The sequence below is a fragment of the Acinetobacter pittii genome, from assembly GCF_022449185.1.
Classification (GTDB): domain Bacteria; phylum Pseudomonadota; class Gammaproteobacteria; order Pseudomonadales; family Moraxellaceae; genus Acinetobacter; species Acinetobacter pittii_I.
Genome location: NZ_JAKUKO010000001.1, coordinates 204,656 through 222,022 on the forward strand (window position 1 = coordinate 204,656; position 17,367 = coordinate 222,022).

At 38.6% G+C, this 17,367-nt stretch carries 13 protein-coding genes; 8 read left to right on the top strand and 5 right to left on the bottom strand.

Annotated features, from left to right (window positions below; translation table 11 throughout):
• Positions 1-85 precede the first annotated feature (85 nt).
• Together MKX14_RS00935 and MKX14_RS00940 are read left to right on the top strand one after the other, a co-directional pair.
• The gene (locus MKX14_RS00935) at positions 86-1,789 is read left to right on the top strand and encodes a M61 family metallopeptidase (RefSeq protein ID WP_240281534.1); all 1,704 of its coding nucleotides are present in this window, start codon (positions 86-88) and stop codon (positions 1,787-1,789) included.
• Positions 1,790-2,189: 400 nt separating this feature from the next.
• Complete coding sequence (locus tag MKX14_RS00940; RefSeq protein WP_002118624.1) at positions 2,190-4,427, top strand: NADP-dependent isocitrate dehydrogenase; 2,238 nt, start codon at positions 2,190-2,192, stop codon at positions 4,425-4,427.
• A gap of 117 nt (positions 4,428-4,544) precedes the next feature.
• Here MKX14_RS00940 and rluE read toward each other — a convergent pair whose 3' ends face one another.
• Positions 4,545-5,333, bottom strand: coding sequence for an rRNA large subunit pseudouridine synthase E (rluE, locus tag MKX14_RS00945; protein WP_005067912.1), 789 nt, complete (start codon positions 5,331-5,333; stop codon positions 4,545-4,547).
• Positions 5,334-5,529: 196 nt separating this feature from the next.
• On the opposite strand from rluE, the gene icd reads away from it, so the two are divergent.
• On the top strand, positions 5,530-6,786 hold the full coding sequence (gene icd, locus MKX14_RS00950; protein ID WP_240281535.1) for an NADP-dependent isocitrate dehydrogenase: 1,257 nt from the start codon (positions 5,530-5,532) through the stop codon (positions 6,784-6,786).
• A 35-nt stretch (positions 6,787-6,821) separates the two neighbouring features.
• Here icd and MKX14_RS00955 read toward each other — a convergent pair whose 3' ends face one another.
• Complete coding sequence (locus tag MKX14_RS00955; protein ID WP_075383506.1) at positions 6,822-6,947, bottom strand: hypothetical protein; 126 nt, start codon at positions 6,945-6,947, stop codon at positions 6,822-6,824.
• Complete coding sequence (locus tag MKX14_RS00960) at positions 6,944-8,122, bottom strand: YbfB/YjiJ family MFS transporter (protein WP_240281536.1); 1,179 nt, start codon at positions 8,120-8,122, stop codon at positions 6,944-6,946. Before MKX14_RS00960 ends, MKX14_RS00955 begins: the two co-directional genes overlap by 4 nt.
• Before the next feature lie 96 nt (positions 8,123-8,218).
• On the opposite strand from MKX14_RS00960, the gene oxyR reads away from it, so the two are divergent.
• The 4 genes from oxyR to MKX14_RS00980 all read left to right on the top strand — a co-directional run bounded on the left by oxyR (position 8,219) and on the right by MKX14_RS00980 (position 14,552).
• Entirely contained in the window at positions 8,219-9,100 is an 882-nt protein-coding gene (gene oxyR / locus MKX14_RS00965; protein WP_240281537.1) for a LysR family transcriptional regulator, read from the top strand.
• 208 nt (positions 9,101-9,308) lie between these two features.
• Entirely contained in the window at positions 9,309-10,703 is a 1,395-nt protein-coding gene (gene ydjN, locus MKX14_RS00970) for an L-cystine transporter (RefSeq protein WP_240281538.1), read from the top strand.
• A 148-nt stretch (positions 10,704-10,851) separates the two neighbouring features.
• The gene (locus tag MKX14_RS00975; RefSeq protein ID WP_240281539.1) at positions 10,852-11,667 is read left to right on the top strand and encodes a PhzF family phenazine biosynthesis protein; all 816 of its coding nucleotides are present in this window, start codon (positions 10,852-10,854) and stop codon (positions 11,665-11,667) included.
• A gap of 122 nt (positions 11,668-11,789) precedes the next feature.
• Positions 11,790-14,552, top strand: a complete 2,763-nt coding sequence (locus MKX14_RS00980; RefSeq protein WP_240281540.1) for a M16 family metallopeptidase — start codon at positions 11,790-11,792, stop codon at positions 14,550-14,552.
• A gap of 61 nt (positions 14,553-14,613) precedes the next feature.
• On the opposite strand, the gene MKX14_RS00985 is transcribed toward MKX14_RS00980, so the two are convergent.
• A complete protein-coding gene (locus MKX14_RS00985) occupies positions 14,614-14,997 on the bottom strand; it encodes a DUF3144 domain-containing protein (RefSeq protein ID WP_002118682.1) in 384 nt (127 codons plus the stop codon).
• Between the two features lie 107 nt (positions 14,998-15,104).
• On the opposite strand from MKX14_RS00985, the gene MKX14_RS00990 reads away from it, so the two are divergent.
• Positions 15,105-15,737 (top strand): hypothetical protein, encoded by a 633-nt coding sequence (locus MKX14_RS00990; protein ID WP_240281541.1) that lies wholly within the window; start codon positions 15,105-15,107, stop codon positions 15,735-15,737.
• Between the two features lie 34 nt (positions 15,738-15,771).
• Here MKX14_RS00990 and ygiF read toward each other — a convergent pair whose 3' ends face one another.
• Positions 15,772-17,235 carry a CHAD domain-containing protein gene (gene ygiF / locus MKX14_RS18265; RefSeq protein ID WP_345892598.1) on the bottom strand — a complete coding sequence of 488 codons (1,464 nt, stop codon included), beginning with the start codon at positions 17,233-17,235 and terminating at the stop codon, positions 15,772-15,774.
• Positions 17,236-17,367: the final 132 nt, after the last annotated feature.

Genomic DNA, 17,367 nt, shown 5'->3' on the forward strand with positions numbered 1-17,367 from the left:
GTTGCCAAAAAATACATGTACGCAAGACGATACAAAAAAGTGATAATCTAATGCGAAGCCGTTCTTATTTTAAATTGAAGAATTTATGTTGCATTATCAAATTGAGTTCGATGATTACAAACAGCACCTTGTTCACGTGACAATTCGTTTTTTAGCCAACCCAAATCAGGAACTTTGGCTACCAACGTGGATTCCAGGTAGTTATCTAATTCGAGAATTCTCAAAACATATTGAATCCGTTAAAGCTTATGATGAAGCTGGTCGTCTGCTGGACATTAAAAAAACCAGCAAGAATCGCTGGCGTTTATTTAATACAGATCATGAATTAATGACGATTGAATATGATGTATATGCATATGATTTGTCTGTCCGTGGTGCGTATGTAGACCAGACTCGTCTATATATTAATCCTGCGTGTGTATGTTTGGCTTTAGAGGGGCAGGAGCAGTCTGCTTGTGAAGTCGAAGTTTTCTTGCCGGATGAATTAAGGCATTTTCAGTTAGCAACGGGCTTAGCTTCAAAAAGCTTAGTTAAAGGTCGATTTACTTTAAAAGCAGATCACTACGATCAACTGATCGATAGTCCATTTGAATTGGCTGATCAAACACGCTTTAGTTTTGAGACGAACGGCATTGAACATGAGTTCGTAATTTCTGGTTCGCACAATACCAATATTGATCGCCTAAAAGCCGATATTGAAAAAATTTGTGCAGCTGAAATAAATATGTTCGGGTCAGCACCATTTAAAAACTATACCTTTATGACCATGGCAACAGGGAATAGTTATGGTGGATTAGAGCATTGTAATAGCACAAGCTTGATTACACCGCGTGAGGATTTGCCAAAATCGAATGAACCCACTGAACCTTCTAAAGATTATCAACGCTTTTTAGGCTTATGTAGTCATGAATATTTTCATTCATGGTTAGTCAAGTTTATCCGCCCAGAAAACTTTACAAACTATAATTTGCATCAAGAAGGCTACACGTCTTTATTGTGGATATTTGAAGGCTTTACTTCATATTACGATGACCTGATTTTATTACGTAGCGGCGTGATTTCTCAGAAGTCTTATCTTGATTTACTCAAAGCACAAATTGACCGTTATTTGCAAAACCCGGGCCGTTTTGTTCAAACAGTTGCAGAGTCAAGTTTTGACGCGTGGATTAAATTTTATCGCCAAGATGAAAACTCGAATAATGCGGGCACCAGTTACTACAATAAAGGTTCGTTAGTTGCGTTATGTCTAGATTTAGGTTTACGTCTACGTGGTTCTAGTCTTGATGCTTTAATGCGTCGGTTATATGAAAACACTCAAAATGGTATGCAAGTAAATGAAAGAACCATTTTTGATTTATGTAAAGAACTGACGGGTGATAGCTGGATTGAACAAATTAATCATTTGATTAATACCACTGATGAATTGCCACTTGATCAACTGTTCCCTGAGTTTGGCTTAAGTTATAGAGTTAAAACTGACAAATCTTTGCCACTTGGTTTGAAACTTGTTGATAAGCCAGAAGGCGTACTCGTGCAAAGCGCTCGCCGTGATAGCGCAGCTGCTAAAGCAGGTATTTCTGCCAATGATGTAATTATTGCAATTGATAGTTTAAAAGCGACCACTAAACTTGTTGAGAAGTATGCAAAGCAGGGCGGTACTTATACTGTGTTTGCTTTCCGTCGCGATGAGTTACTATCTTTTGAAATTGAGTGTGCTACATCTGATTTAACTGAAATTGAACTTATTGTTGAAGATCAGGCTAAAACTGAAAAATGGTTAAAAGCTTAAATAACAGTTAAATAGTTTATAAAAAACCGATGTTTTCTACATCGGTTTTTTATTTTTAAGTGCTACTAAATGATGAGATTCGTTTTATCTTTGAGTTTGTTTTGAATGAAAAGTATAATAATTGTCAGAACTCTGAAAGATATCTCATGTAATTTAATCGTATTCAGTCCATAAAAAAGTAATGATGAATTATGTATTACTTAAAGTTGGGTATAGGAATATTATCAATAGATTTAAATTATGTATTATTTCGCTGCGAAATGTCGTTATCACTGGATATTTCGTTGACTGGAAGACAATGAGAGCCGATACTCTCAGGGTTTTATTTAAGCATATCGGTTCGTAGGCACTGGGCCACAAGCTCGGTCCTCAACACTCAATCAAACGGAAGGGGCTATATATGGCTGGTGAAAAGTCAACTATTATTTACACACTGACTGATGAGGCGCCATTATTGGCGACCTATTCGCTACTGCCGATCATTGAGACCTTTACCAAGCCAGCTGGCATCGAGATTATTAAAAGTGACATCTCTGTAGCTGCACGTGTGCTCGCAGAATTCGCTGATTACCTAAGTGAAGAGCAAAAGGTATCCGACAACCTTGCAGAGCTAGGTCGTCTTACACAAGATCCAGATACAAACATTATCAAACTCCCAAACATTAGTGCATCTGTTGCGCAATTAACTGCATGTATCAAAGAGCTTCAATCAAAAGGTTACGCAATTCCTGATTATCCGGAAAATCCAACGACTGAAGAAGAAAAATCAATCAAAGCTCGTTATGGTAAGTGCCTTGGTTCAGCAGTAAACCCTGTCCTTCGTGAAGGTAACTCTGACCGCCGTGCTCCTGCAGCAGTTAAAAACTATGCGAAAAAACACCCTCATTCAATGAGCGAGTGGAAACAGTGGTCACAAACTCACGTTTCACATATGGAAGAAGGTGACTTCTACCATGGTGAAAAATCAATGACACTTGATCGCGCGCGTAATGTGAAAATGGAACTTATCACAAATAGTGGTAAGAGCATTGTTCTTAAGCCAAAAGTTGCGCTTCAAGAAGGTGAAATCATTGATTCAATGTTCATGAGCAAGAAAGCACTTTGTGATTTCTATGAAAAAGAACTTGATGATTGTAAAGAAGCGGGAATTTTATTCTCTTTACACGTAAAAGCGACAATGATGAAAGTTTCACACCCGATCGTTTTCGGTCACTGTGTGAAAATTTACTATAAAGAAGCTTTTGAAAAACATGGTAAGTTATTTGATGAATTAGGCATTAACGTTAATAACGGTATGGCTGGGTTGTACGAGAAAATCGAAACTCTTCCAACTTCATTACGTGAAGAAATCATTGAAGACTTACATGCTTGTCAAGAACACCGTCCTGCACTTGCAATGGTTGACTCGGCAAAAGGCATCACAAACTTCCATTCACCAAACGACATCATCGTAGATGCTTCTATGCCTGCAATGATTCGTGCCGGTGGTAAAATGTGGGGTGCTGATGGTAAGCAATATGATGCTAAAGCTGTTATGCCAGAATCAACATTTGCCCGTATTTACCAAGAAATGATCAATTTCTGTAAATGGCATGGTAACTTCGATCCGAAGACTATGGGTACAGTACCAAACGTTGGTTTGATGGCTCAAAAAGCTGAAGAATATGGTTCTCACGACAAGACTTTTGAGATTTCAGAAGCTGGTATTGCAAACATTACCGATCTTGACACTGGTGAAGTGTTATTGACTCAAAATGTTGAAGAGGGTGATATCTGGCGTATGTGTCAGGTTAAAGATGCTCCGATTCGTGACTGGGTTAAACTTGCAGTAACTCGTGCACGTAACTCAGGCATGCCTGCAATCTTCTGGCTTGACCCGTACCGTCCACACGAAAACGAATTGATCAAGAAAGTACAAAAGTACTTAAAAGATCATGATACGACTGGTCTTGATATCCAAATTATGTCTCAAGTACGTGCAATGCGTTATACACTTGAGCGCGTAGTACGTGGTTTAGACACGATTTCTGTGACTGGTAACATCTTACGTGACTACTTAACTGACTTGTTCCCAATTATGGAACTTGGTACTTCTGCAAAAATGTTGTCTATCGTTCCGCTTATGGCAGGCGGTGGTATGTACGAAACTGGTGCAGGTGGTTCAGCGCCTAAACACGTACAACAACTTGTTGAAGAAAACCACTTACGTTGGGATTCACTTGGTGAGTTCCTTGCGCTTGCAGTATCTTTAGAAGAAATGGGCATTAAAGAAAATAATGCTCGTGCTAAGTTACTTGCGAAGACACTTGATGAAGCGACTGGTAAATTGCTTGACAATGACAAGTCTCCATCACGTCGTACTGGTGAAATCGACAACCGTGGCAGCCACTTCTACTTGTCACTTTACTGGGCTGAAGCGCTTGCTGCTCAGAACGAAGATGCTGAGTTGAAAGCTAAATTTGCTCCTCTTGCTAAAGCTTTAGCTGAAAATGAAGAGAAGATTGTTGCTGAACTTGCTCAAGTACAAGGTAAACCAGCGGACATCGGTGGTTACTACGCAATTGACCCAACTAAAGTAAATGCTGTAATGCGTCCAAGTGCTACATTTAATGCAGCTCTTGCAACAGTTGAGGCTTAATTACTAACTCGTTAGTAAATAGCTTAAGAGCCGGTGCATATGCACCGGTTTTTTTATTGCCTAAAAATAAAAGACATTAAAAAAGCCCACTGATGTGAGCTTCTAAAAGATTAAATCTTATCGACCATTGCGGCCACGACCACGTGGTGCTTTGGTATTTGGACGAGTTGTACCATTAGTCTTACGACGTGGTTTCTCGCTTTCATCCATTTGCCAAATACGTTTTGTACCAGACTTTTTAGCAGAACCATCTTTGTTTTTGCGAACCATTGGTTTGCCACCAGTACCGCCTGGCTTTTTCACATATGAACGTGAGCGATAAGGCTGTTCAGCTGGAACATCTTTAAAGTCAGGGTAAAGTAATGGTTCAATTTCTTTTACATCACCCGGTCTTAAACCAAGTTGAACTAAGTCAATTGAGCCAATTTTAGTACGAATTAAACGTAAAGTTGGAAAACCTACCGCAGAAGTCATCCGACGAACTTGGCGGTTACGGCCTTCACAAATTGAAATCTCGATCCAAGATGTTGGAATATTTGCACGGTAACGTACGGGTGGATTGCGTTCCCATAACCATTCAGGTTCACTGACTTTAATGGCTTTGGCAGGAAGCGTCATACCATCATTCAGTTCTACACCTTTACGAAGTTGCTCAAGCGCTTCTTCGGTTACATCTCCATCAACTTGAACTAAATACGTTTTGTATTTTTTATTTGCAGGGTTGGTAATGAACTGATTCAGACCACCATGATCGGTTAAAAAAACTAAACCCTCAGAGTCCATATCAAGACGGCCTGCCAAGCGCAAAGTCGGGTCATCAACAAAGTCAGAGACGGTCATGTGCGCTTCGTCTTTACGAAACTGGGAGAGAACGTCATAAGGCTTGTTGAGAATCACAATTTTCATAAAAAATGGCTTCTTCTTTCAAATAACTAGAGAAAACATTGAGCTATATTTAAGTGCGAAATTTGCTTATTTCCCACATAAATCTCAAAAAGAATTAAATTCGATTAAGCTATTATGCGTTAATAAAAGTTGAAAGTATTGTTTATCGATAATTATTTTTAGTTAATTAAGTATTATAAAAGGGAGAATCTACACAATGGGTTATCAGAAGATCGTGGTTCCTGCCGACGGCGACAAAATCAAAGTAAATGCAGACCTATCACTGAACGTACCAAATCATCCAATTATTCCTTTCATTGAGGGTGATGGTATTGGTGTAGATATTACGCCAACCATGAAAGCAGTCGTAGATGCTGCTATTTTAAAAGCTTACGGTGGCAAACGCTCGATCGAATGGATGGAAGTGTATTGCGGCGAAAAAGCCAATAAAATTTATGGCAACTATATGCCCGAAGAAACGTTCGAAGCACTTCGCGAGTTCGTTGTATCAATCAAAGGTCCTTTAACCACACCAGTAGGTGGAGGCATTCGTTCACTCAACGTTGCTTTGCGCCAAGAATTAGATCTATATGTTTGCGTACGTCCAGTACGCTGGTTTGAAGGCGTTCCATCACCGGTTCAACACCCAGAATTAACCGATATGGTGATTTTTCGTGAAAACTCGGAAGATATCTATGCAGGGATTGAATGGAAAGCTGATTCTGAAGAGGCAAAAAAAGTCATTAAGTTCCTTCAAGAAGAAATGGGTGTCACAAAAATTCGCTTTCCTGAAGGATGTGGCATCGGAATTAAACCTGTTTCAAAAGAAGGAACACAGCGTTTAGTCCGTAAAGCCATTCAGTTTGCAATCGAAAATGATAAGCCTTCTGTGACGCTGGTTCACAAGGGTAATATCATGAAATACACCGAAGGTGCTTTTAAAGAATGGGGCTATGAGTTGGCTCTTGATCGTTTCGGTGGAGAGCTAATTGATGGTGGCCCATGGGTTAAAATTAAAAACCCTAGAACTGGTAAAGACATCATTATTAAAGATGTCATTGCAGATGCGTTTTTACAACAGATCCTCATGCGTCCAGCCGATTACTCTGTGATTGCCACCCTAAATTTAAACGGTGATTATATTTCTGATGCTTTAGCAGCAGAAGTAGGCGGCATTGGTATTGCACCGGGTGCAAATATTGGTGGTGCAATAGCGGTTTATGAAGCAACTCATGGTACTGCTCCTAAATATGCAGGTCAGGATAAAGTAAACCCTGGTTCTATTATTCTTTCTGCGGAAATGATGCTGCGTGATATGGGATGGACAGAGGCTGCTGAACTGATCATTAAAGGAATTTCTGGGGCGATTGCTGCCAAAACTGTAACTTACGATTTTGAGCGCCTAATGCCAGGTGCAACCTTGTTACGTTGTTCTGAATTTGGTGATGCGATTATCAAACATATGGGAGAGTAATCTTCTATTAAAAAGCCCTCAGTTGAGGGCTTTTTTTATTGCATAAATTCGGGATGTTTCGGAGTTTTAATAAAACCAGTTTTCTTTTGATAACTCTGGTCTAGGGCTTGAATAATAAGAACGAAAGCAACTAGAAATAAAGGAAAGAGCAGAGTTTTCACGATTTGGTTTCTCCGAGAGTTGAGGTGAAAGAAGGGCGTAGGGGAATTAAAAGGCAAACCGCAAAGAGAAGAACGGTTCCACCCAAAAGAAAGAGATGGGCATAAGACCAATGCAAATGATGCAAAGTACTAATGACAACACCACCCAAAAGTTGAGTACTGGCAAAGCCAATGGTGGCAAGGCTCCAAAGCTTTTGATAACGGTGCTCATAAATCTGTAGCAGACTATAAGAACTAATAAATACGGTTGCGGGAGTCAGTAAGCCTGTCAGAAGCGAAGATAAGGCCAGTAAAGAAGCGGTATGTGAAAGGAACGGCAAAACAACGGCTAAGCAGTAAATGGTATATAACCATTTAATGGCCTGTAGATATCCGATTAGTCTGCTTAAGCAATAAGCGACAAGTGCACCAATGCAGCTTCCCACTCCATAGAGAACCCAAAATAGATTTCTTTGCTGTAGGGGAAAATGCAGAGTTCCAGATAAATAATCCATCCAAAACAAAGAGTGTGGAATATAGGCAAAGGCACTACACATATAGGCAATAATAATGACAAGGCCTAAACGTGATTTTTGTAAGGCTTGTAGAGAGGTCGATTGCGGTTTAATAATCTGGGCAGTATTACGAGTTAATAATCGATAAAGAGTTAAACTTCCTAATAGAGAAAGACCCGCGAAAATATTCCAAACATAATGTACGGGCATATTTTTAAGTAGAGGAATAATAATAGTGGCGGATAAAACGCCGACACCAATCCCGCTAAAGCCTAAAAAATTAACTTTTAATCTTTGCGTGGTAGGAATGTATTTCATCGCATAGCTAGGCGCCAAAATCATAAGTAAGCCGCCAGCAATACCTGAAATCGTACGCCAGACAATGAACCACACCAAAGGCATATCCATGAATGAACAGCCTAGTAGGCTGAGGCTACCCGCTATAGCTGAAAATACGATGATGGGTGAGATGTACTTTTCTTTAATAGTTAACAGCGCCAATAAGGCACCAATCAGATATCCCAATAAATTTGCGCTCCCTAAGTAACTGGAAAAATCGTGAGTCCAGTGGTATTGCTCAATCATGATGGGCATCAGCGCAGTATAGGAAAATCTAAAAACACCAATTCCCAAACAAGTTGCCAAAAAGACAATTAAGCTCATTCGATAAAACGTAGGCATGAGAGGACGCTCAATTTTTTTATTATTAAAAGCGAGTTTTTAAATCTTTAAAAATGATTTAATATGATAGTAATTATCTTGTTTTGAGATAGTGGTATGTTGCTTAAGTCTCTAGAGTTTTTTTTAGCTGTTGCAGAGAGTGGAAGTTTTTCCTTAGCTGCACAAAAAATGTATACAGTTCAATCGAATATCACGAGCCATGTGAAAAAGCTTGAAGAAGAGTTAGGAGTTATTTTATTCAATCGTAATAACCCAGTGACCTTAACCAATGCCGGACAACAGCTGCATAGTTATGCTGTTCAAATGATTGCTCTACATAATAAAGCGAAAAAAATTTTTCAAGAGGGTGATATTGACCCGAACGAAACCATTCGTTTGGGCAGTATGGAAACGACAGCAGCAATACGTCTACCTCAATTACTCAATCAATGTATGCAGCAATATCCGAATTTGCCGATCGAGCTACAAACTCACCCGACACGATATTTGTTAAGCGCTGTGCAGCAAGGAGAGGTCGATTGTGCTTTTGTTGCTTCTAAATATTTAATTCCAGAGTTGTATAGTTTACCTGTTTGGCAAGAACAATTGGTTTTGGTTTGTCCGAAACAGCAAACTCACTTTCCAGACATTGCCAAGCTTGCAAAGACCCGATTTATTGCATTTCGGCAGGGATGTTCTTATCGTCATGCAATTGAGTTGTTTTTAAATGATCACAGTGTCCCGCCTTCACAAATTATGGAAATGGGCAGTCTGGACGGGATTGTAAGCTGTGTGGAATTAGGTGTTGGTTTTGCTTTATTACCAAAGTCATATCTAACCAAAGTGGTCGATAAAGTATCGTTAAGTTGTTTTGAACTTAATACTGAATCCGCTCATTTTACTACCTACTTGGTTGCCCAGTCGCCCGAAACATGGGGAACTAATTTAAAGCAGTTTATTCATTTTATTGAGCAACAATTTGAATTAAAGGTTGCTTAGGTTGTGATTGATTTTCATACGTAAATATCCAACTTAATTTATAAATTAAAAGTGATATATATGTATGAAAAAGTCATTTTATATTCTCACAGAGGTTTGTAATCATCTTGATGCTATAAAATTGTGGAAAAGGGTAGTTTATATAGGCTGGCTATGGTCAAATATGCCCCCTTGAAAGATGACACAAGCAATAATTTGGAGTTTGGGAATGAATATACCCTTAATCATCAATATTGTGGTTTTTGTCGGGTTAATATTTTTACTCGCCCAAACACGTAAAACAGACTGGAGCTTATCAAAAAAAGTTCTGGCTGGCTTAGTTCTAGGTGTGGTGTTTGGTTTAGGACTACATTTGATTTATGGCGGTGGCCATCCGATTCTTGCTGAATCTATTAGCTGGTTTAATATCGTTGGAAACGGCTATGTAAAACTTTTACAAATGGTCGTGATGCCTTTGGTATTTGTGTCTATTTTGGGAGCGGTTGCAAAATTACACCAAGCCTCATCTTTAGGCAAAATCAGTTTTTATACGATCGGTACATTACTATTTACAACACTGATTGCTGCACTGGTAGGGGTATTTGTTACTAACCTGTTTGGCTTAACTGCAAAAGGTTTGGTGCAAGGTGCGGCTGAAACTGCACGCTTAACTGCCATTAATACGGACTATGTAGGCAAAGTTACCGATTTAAGTGTACCCCAGTTTATTCTTTCCTTTATTCCAAGTAACCCATTTGCTGAATTAACTGGTGCAAACCCAACTTCAATCATTAGTGTAGTTATTTTCGCCGTCTTTTTAGGGATAGCAGCGCTTAACCTAATGAAGGATGACGCTGAAAAAGGTCAACGTATTCTTACTGCGATTCAGACGTTGCAGTCGTGGGTAATGAAGCTCGTTCGTCTCGTGATGACACTTACGCCATATGGCGTATTTGCGCTTATGACCAAAGTCGTGGCAAGTTCAAACGTCGCAGATATCTTAAATCTAGGCGGGTTTTTGGTTGCATCTTATTTAGGTTTGGCGATTATGTTTGTCGTACATGCCATTATTTTGACGCTTACAGGTGTTTCTCCTCTTAAATTTTTTAAGAAAGTTGCTCCAGTTTTAACGTTCGCATTCACTAGCCGTTCAAGTGCAGCAAGTATTCCACTGAGCATTGAAACACAAACTCGTCGTTTGGGTGTGCCTGAATCTATTGCAAGTTTCTCTGCTTCTTTTGGTGCCACCATTGGTCAAAATGGCTGTGCGGGTTTGTATCCTGCAATGCTCGCGGTAATGGTTGCACCTACAATGGGTATTAACACCTTAGACCCAATGTGGATTGCATCGTTAGTCGGTATTGTGACCTTAAGTTCAATTGGGGTTGCAGGAGTAGGTGGTGGTGCGACTTTCGCTGCACTGATTGTGCTTCCTGCCATGGGTTTACCTGTAACTTTGGTTGCACTGCTTATTTCAATTGAACCCCTCATTGATATGGGACGTACTGCATTAAACGTAAATGGTTCAATGACTGCTGGCGTAGTTACGAGCCAATTGATGGGCCAGACTGATAAAGAAATACTAAACAGTGAAGATGAAATTGAGTTAACTCAACATCATTAAGAATGAGTATTAAACGGCTCTCCACTCTGGATGAGCCGTTTTTTTATATGCATAAATTGCCACTGTGATGTTAATTTTAAAAAAACTGTATCTGTTTTTCTTTTAAATAATTTTCGAAAATAGGCCTATTACAAAAGAGAGCACTATCATGAGAATGTATCAAGTCGATGCTTTTACAAAAGAGTTATTTCGTGGAAATCCGGCCGCTGTCGTTGTTGAAAAAGAGTGGTTAGATGTAGATTTAATGCAGAAGATAGCACTTGAGAATAATTTGTCTGAAACTGCTTTTGTAAAAATTATAGACTCTGAAAATTATGAAATCCGTTGGTTCACTCCAACGGTTGAAGTTGATTTCTGCGGGCATGCCACACTTGCCAGCGCTTTCGTATTATTTAAAGATTTTACCGAGAAAAAGACGATTAATTTCCATGTACGAAATTTGGGCCTTTTTGTGGTTCACCAAGATGAAGACGGTAAAATCAGAATGGATTTTCCAATTCGCAAAGCTCATCAAGTTGAAGATTATCCAGCTATTTTACGTCAAGCATTAACAAAGCCTTTTAAAGCGGTTTATCAAAATGTTCAAGCCTACATTGTTGAGTATGAATCAGTGCAAGACGTGTTAGATGAGCAACCTGACATGAACTTACTTAAAGCCTTAGGTAAACGGACTGCGATTACTACTGCAGGGATGGATGTTGCCATCACCTCAAAAGCCGATCAACAATATGATTGTGTATCGCGTTATTTTGCACCTGTCGCGGGCATTGAAGAAGACCCAGTTACGGGTTCAATTCATACAGCAATAGCGCCATTATGGGCAGAGAAACTCGCTAAAAATAATATTATTGCTTATCAGGCTTCTAGCCGTGGTGGCGTTTTATATTGCAATGTTCTGAATCAGGAACGTATTGAAGTTTCAGGGTATGGGAAGCTTTATATGCAAGCTGAAATTTTTCCTTAAAATATAAGGCCGTTTAAATAAACGGCTTTTTTTTCAAAACTTTACTATGAAAATTAGTTCAAATTTCCTACTATAGTCCTACAACTATTGATTTTTTATTATTCAAATTAATTGGTATTTATATGTTTATGCAGTTTAAACAACTGACACTCTCCCTATGTATTCTTGGTTTAAGTGCTGCGTCTTGGGCACAAACTACACTAGTAAAAAGTAAGCAAAATATTGAGGAATATAAATTAGATAATGGTTTTCGGATTGTGCTTGCACCGAATGACAAAGAAAATAAAATCTTTATTAATACCATTTATTTAACAGGCTCATTAAATGACCCGCAGGGTAAAAGTGGCTTAGCTCATTTGCTTGAGCACTTGGCTTTTAAGGGGACACAAAATGTTAAAGGGGAAGAATTCCAGCGTCGTTTAGATCAATATACATTGATGACAAACGCCAGCACTGATTATTATTCAACAAAATATACAAATATCGTTCGTCCAGAAAAAACTGCGCTTGATCAGGTACTGTATCTTGAATCTGAGCGTATGGATAAATTAGTTCTTCAAGAAAAGTTTGTTCCTTCCGAAATTGAAATCGTAAAGCGTGAACGCGAAGTTCGCATGGATCAGCCATTTGCTGTGCTGATGGATCAAATGTGGAAGTCAGCTTATGGTAATCAATATTTAGGACGTTTACCGATTGGTGATTTGCCTGAACTTAAATCTATTAAAATGCCTGAATTGAGCCAGTTTTATCGTAGCTGGTATGCACCTAATAATGCTGTTATGGTCATTTCAGGTAAATTTGATAAGACTGATGTCTTAAAAACAATAGATCAATATTTTAGTCCAATTGCGGCAAGAGCGGTTCCTAAAACTGTACAGATTCCTGTGCTTGACTCTACAAAAATAAAAAATCGTCAATTCATGGTGAAAAAGGGCAGTGATCTGGCTAAATTCCATATCTATATGAATGGTAAAAATACCAAAATTCAGCCGACACTCGCTTTAGCTCCTTTGTTATACACCATGCAACCAAGTGGTCACCTATACCAAAATATGGTGGAAACAGGTATTACCACAAATGTTGAAGCTAGTACTTGGTTAGACCAAGATTTTAATGTGGTGTTTCTAGGCGCTATTTATTCACCAAGTAATGACCCTAAAAAAGTTGAAAGTTCTTTGTTAGCAGGCATTGAAAAAGGGAAGCCGTTTACTGAGATTGAATTAAATCGTGTTAAAAGTTTAATGAAAACTCAAGGTGATCTAATCACGAAAGATGCGGTAGCACTGGGGTCACGTTTAAGTGATTACACCGTCGCTGGCGGGCAATGGGATCAATATTTTAAAGATTTAGATTCTGTAGAAAAAGTTAAGCTAGATGATGTGAATCAAACTTTAAAACAGTTCCTTGTGGCTGATCATCGTATTGATGGCGATATTTTGCCAACATCTGAAGACCAGAAAAAAGCGCAACAGCAAAATTCAAAAGAGACACCTAAAACTCTAGATCAGGTCGAAGCAAAGGCTGAACCTTTAAAAGATCCGAAGATATATCAACAAGAAGTTGCTGAGTTTTTAAAAACTTCAAAGCAATATGTTGAAAGTAATGAGAAGAAGATTATCCGTGGAAAACTAAAAAATGGAATGAAGTATGCTTTATTCCCAGTTGAAACACGCGATGATCGTACTTATGCAACGATTACGATGGACTTCGGAACAGAAAAATCTTTATTTAATAAAGGTACGGTAGTTGATTTAACGTCATACTTATTGCTTCGTGGTTCTGATAAATACAGTTTGCAAGATATTGCTGATAAATCAATTGATGCAGGCGGTGCGGCTTATGCAAGTGCTGATGGCAATGGCATGACCATTAATATTCAGTCTAAATCAGAAAAATTTGATGAGTTTTTCAAGTTTGTTCTTGATGTGATGAAAAATCCGAAATTTGAACAATCTCAATTTGATTTAATTAAATCGCAAAGCTTATCAAGCCTTGATCGCCCTTATACTGAGCCAGATGTAGTGGCGGGTTTAACACTTTCACGTTTACTTGAAGAATATCAACCGGGTGATTTGCGTTATCACTTCGAACCTGAACTGGCAAAACAGCAGTTGAAAAATGCAACTCAAGAGCAAGTGAAAGAGTTATATGAGCGTTTCTTTGCAATGAACCATGCTCAAATTGCTATTACAGGCGAATTTGATGCAAAAAAAATGCAAAAATTACTGAATCAGGAATTTGGTCGTTGGAACGGTAAGCAGCCATATCAAAAAATCTTGATTGATCACGTTGATTTTCCAGCACAGCAAGTTCATGTTTTATCTGAACAGCGTGAATTTGGTAGCTACCAAAGTGTGCTTTCAATTCCAGTTGGGAAAAACCATCCAGATGCATCTGCTCTCATTTTAATGAACTATATTTTAGGTGAGTCTCAAATTTCATCACGTTTAGCTCAAGAGCTTCGTGAGAAAAATGCGCTGGTGTATGGTTTTGGAAGTGGGCTACAACTTGACCGTGATACGAATGTAGGGGCCTTAAGCATTAGTGCAAATTATACTTCAGGTCGCTCAGCACAAGTGTCTGCTTCAATACACAAAGTGTTAAATGACTTGGTTAAAAATGGGGTAACTGAGCAAGAGCTTGAAGCTGCTAAAGCAGATATCATGAAGAAACGAGTTACGGCACTAGAAGATGAACGTAATATTCATGGCATGTTAAATCTACAGCTTGAAACAAACAAAACATTGCAAGACCGAATTCGTCATGATCAAGAGTTAACTAAGTTGACTGTTGCTGACGTTAACAGAGTAATTAAGAAGTATATTAAACCTGAACATTTGGTTGAAGTAATGGCTGATCAATATGGTCAGGCAGCAAAGAAATAAAGTCTTCTCGCAAATAAAAAGCCACTCAAATGTGGCTTTTTATTTAGGTATTTAAATCATATTAATGATCATGTTTATGCGCGTGAAAATCTTCATTTTTACGGAAACGTAAATAATTTTCGAATTGTTCACAATATTCATCGAAGTTATCTTCAAGCATCATCTGAAATTGCTGAAGAAGGTAAGACATAACCTGATCTTTTGCATCACGCATTTCATTACCATCTTTAAAGTTATTTGCTGCTACCCATGTATTGAAGCGGGCAGTAGCAAATAACATTGCAGCACTCACTTGACCACGTAGCTCAGCTGGATCAACTTTTTTATCTTTTGGCGGGCGACAAAAATCATTAGCTTGTTTAATAAATTCATCCGCACGCTCAAAGAAAACAGCATTTAATGCTTCTTCTTCAGTAATATCTGTTGCATTAATCTTTTGAGACATGACTTATTCCCGCAAAAATAGAGCTGCTTATTATAGGCAAACGCTTGCGGAAACAAAACCTTTGACTTAGTCTGTAAATAGCCTAAGTATTGGTAGGAGAAATTAATATGCAAGATGCAATTGCGATTCAAAGTTTAAAGACAGATATTGCTTTATTACGCCAGCATGTTTTCCCACCTCAATATTTAGAGCATGTTGAAGGACTGCCGATTTATTATGGCTTGCAAGAAGAAGTCGAAAATTATTATCAACAATGGCAGGGGCTAATTGAACGGGCGCAAGAGCTTTTTCAGCCATTTATGGAAGATGAATTACCAGATGCGATTCATTTGCCAAGCCATTTAAATTTACCGCTATTCTTTTTTCACGTAGACCGGATTCGGATTAATAAAACACGCGCAAAAGAATCTAAAACTTTTCGCGGTGTTGCGAGTCTTATTGAAAAATGCGGGCAGTTTGAAACAGACCAGATATTTACGATGCAAGAATGGTTGCAAAGTGATGATACCGCGGCTTTGGTTGCTCACCGTGAATTCATTGATTTAAGAACTTATGTATTCCAGCATGGACAAAGCGAATATACACGTTCACGGTTTTATACCAATGGTATCGTGCTAGGGGTTGAGCCACATTTTAAACTGGTCGATGCTCGTGATAAGCCAAGAAAGCAACGCAGCGATAGCTATAGTGATCCGTTAGCAGATAACGGCATATGGAAAGTATTTGGTAAATACCGATAAAAGTCGCTGCACGTTTACAGCGACTTTTTATAAATTACCAGAAAGTTTCAGCCTGACTAAAAGCTTGTAAAGCTTTTGCTGAGCGCTTTTGTAATTGTGGCTGTTTGGCTTTGACCCAGCCTAGAGCAAACCAGAAAGACGGATCTTGTTCCACCACATTGTTAAAAATACCTTCTGCAATAAACAAATCGTTATATTGACCTAGAGTATTTTGCACAGGTTGTAGCTGTTTTAAATATTGCTGTACTTTTTTATTTGGATAAAGACTCGAAATAAACTCAACACAATAACGTAACTGTTTAGCTTGCTTTCTTATTTTGTGCTGTTCATTCACTTCAAGCTCAGAGAAGTGTTCAGCATTATTAATCACTTTATGATGTAACTTATCTAAACTCTTTTTAATGTGTTTTTTTAATCCACCTGTTTTGCTGTCTGAATCTTCTTCTGAATAAGCAAATGCTAATAAATCGAGTAATAGCTTAATCGTGTCCGCAGAGGTAAAGATTGTTGAGAGTTCTTTTGAGGGCTGGGCTGAAACTGGTAGTAAAAGTTCAGGTGATCCATGTTGTTGAATAATAGGTAACACTTCGGTGCGAATCGCATCTTCATCACGAGTGTCTCCAAGTTTACGGAAAAGTTCGGCAATTTGTTCTTCCCAAACAGGATTTAGCTCGCTTGACCAACCTGCAAAATGCTTAAGGGCACTACGTAAACGACGTAAGCTCACACGTGCTTGGTGAATATGCTCAGCTTCAGCAACCCCATCGGCAATGACAGCCATATTTGGTAAGAATTGCCCTAAACAGTTTTCGACAATCTTTTTTAGAGCCTGTTCAGCAGTAATATCTTTATTTAATGTCAAAGTTTTAGCATGAACAGCAGGTGAGGCAGCTTGCCCTAGTGCTAATAAGTTGCCACGTTCGGCTTTACTTCTTACATCAAGCCAAAGTGAGTAACGATTAATCCATTGCTGCGCAAATTGAATAAGCGTTTTCACTGCACCCTGCTTGAGTTCAAATTCAACTTCGCAAATTACACTTTGTGCATCCGCTGTTTTTACGACACCATCATCTAAGCAAACCTCAATCGCTGTATTATCTGCTTCAAACACATGGTAGGTGCGCTGTACATCAGTCTCAAACTGCAAACTTAGTTTTTCAGCTTCTGTTCCTAAAGCCGTATTAATTAAATCAGTTACCACTTTATTATCTTGATATAACTCAAGGTTTAAGTCAGGTTCTTGGTCACACACACCTAAATGAATTTCTTCTTCAACACGGTGGAGATGGCTTTGACCTGCAGCTTTAAATGTTTGTACCCATTGATCATCTTCTTTACGTAAACGTAAGGCCATACCGTTTTTTGCAAGCAGTCGATCAGGAGTATCGTAATACTTTGCCTGTAAGTGAATATTCTTTGCTTTGTGTTTTTTTAAGTATTGCTGGACAGTTTTTTTCTTCGATTCAGGTAACTGAAACTTTAGTTCGACTTCGACCATAATATATCTCCCTGAATCAGGTATTTAGACTATCTTGAATAAGTATAATAGCTTAGCTCTAAAAATAATGGTTTTGATAGAGAAAGTTACAATCAAACATATGACGCTACACTTTTATTTAGGTGTACAATC

What these genes read in the sequence shown, in the direction of transcription:
- MKX14_RS00940 (WP_002118624.1), top strand. Translation starts at nt 2,190, where the DNA reads ATGGCTGGTGAAAAGTCAACTATTATTTACACACTGACTGATGAGGCG.
- rluE (WP_005067912.1), bottom strand. Translation starts at nt 5,333, where the DNA reads ATGAAAATTGTGATTCTCAACAAGCCTTATGACGTTCTCTCCCAGTTT.
- oxyR (WP_240281537.1), top strand. Translation starts at nt 8,219, where the DNA reads ATGTTGCTTAAGTCTCTAGAGTTTTTTTTAGCTGTTGCAGAGAGTGGA.
- MKX14_RS00960 (WP_240281536.1), bottom strand. Translation starts at nt 8,122, where the DNA reads ATGCCTACGTTTTATCGAATGAGCTTAATTGTCTTTTTGGCAACTTGT.
- MKX14_RS00980 (WP_240281540.1), top strand. Translation starts at nt 11,790, where the DNA reads ATGTTTATGCAGTTTAAACAACTGACACTCTCCCTATGTATTCTTGGT.
- icd (WP_240281535.1), top strand. Translation starts at nt 5,530, where the DNA reads ATGGGTTATCAGAAGATCGTGGTTCCTGCCGACGGCGACAAAATCAAA.
- MKX14_RS00985 (WP_002118682.1), bottom strand. Translation starts at nt 14,997, where the DNA reads ATGTCTCAAAAGATTAATGCAACAGATATTACTGAAGAAGAAGCATTA.
- ygiF (WP_345892598.1), bottom strand. Translation starts at nt 17,235, where the DNA reads ATGGTCGAAGTCGAACTAAAGTTTCAGTTACCTGAATCGAAGAAAAAA.
- ydjN (WP_240281538.1), top strand. Translation starts at nt 9,309, where the DNA reads ATGAATATACCCTTAATCATCAATATTGTGGTTTTTGTCGGGTTAATA.
- MKX14_RS00975 (WP_240281539.1), top strand. Translation starts at nt 10,852, where the DNA reads ATGAGAATGTATCAAGTCGATGCTTTTACAAAAGAGTTATTTCGTGGA.
- MKX14_RS00990 (WP_240281541.1), top strand. Translation starts at nt 15,105, where the DNA reads ATGCAAGATGCAATTGCGATTCAAAGTTTAAAGACAGATATTGCTTTA.
- MKX14_RS00935 (WP_240281534.1), top strand. Translation starts at nt 86, where the DNA reads ATGTTGCATTATCAAATTGAGTTCGATGATTACAAACAGCACCTTGTT.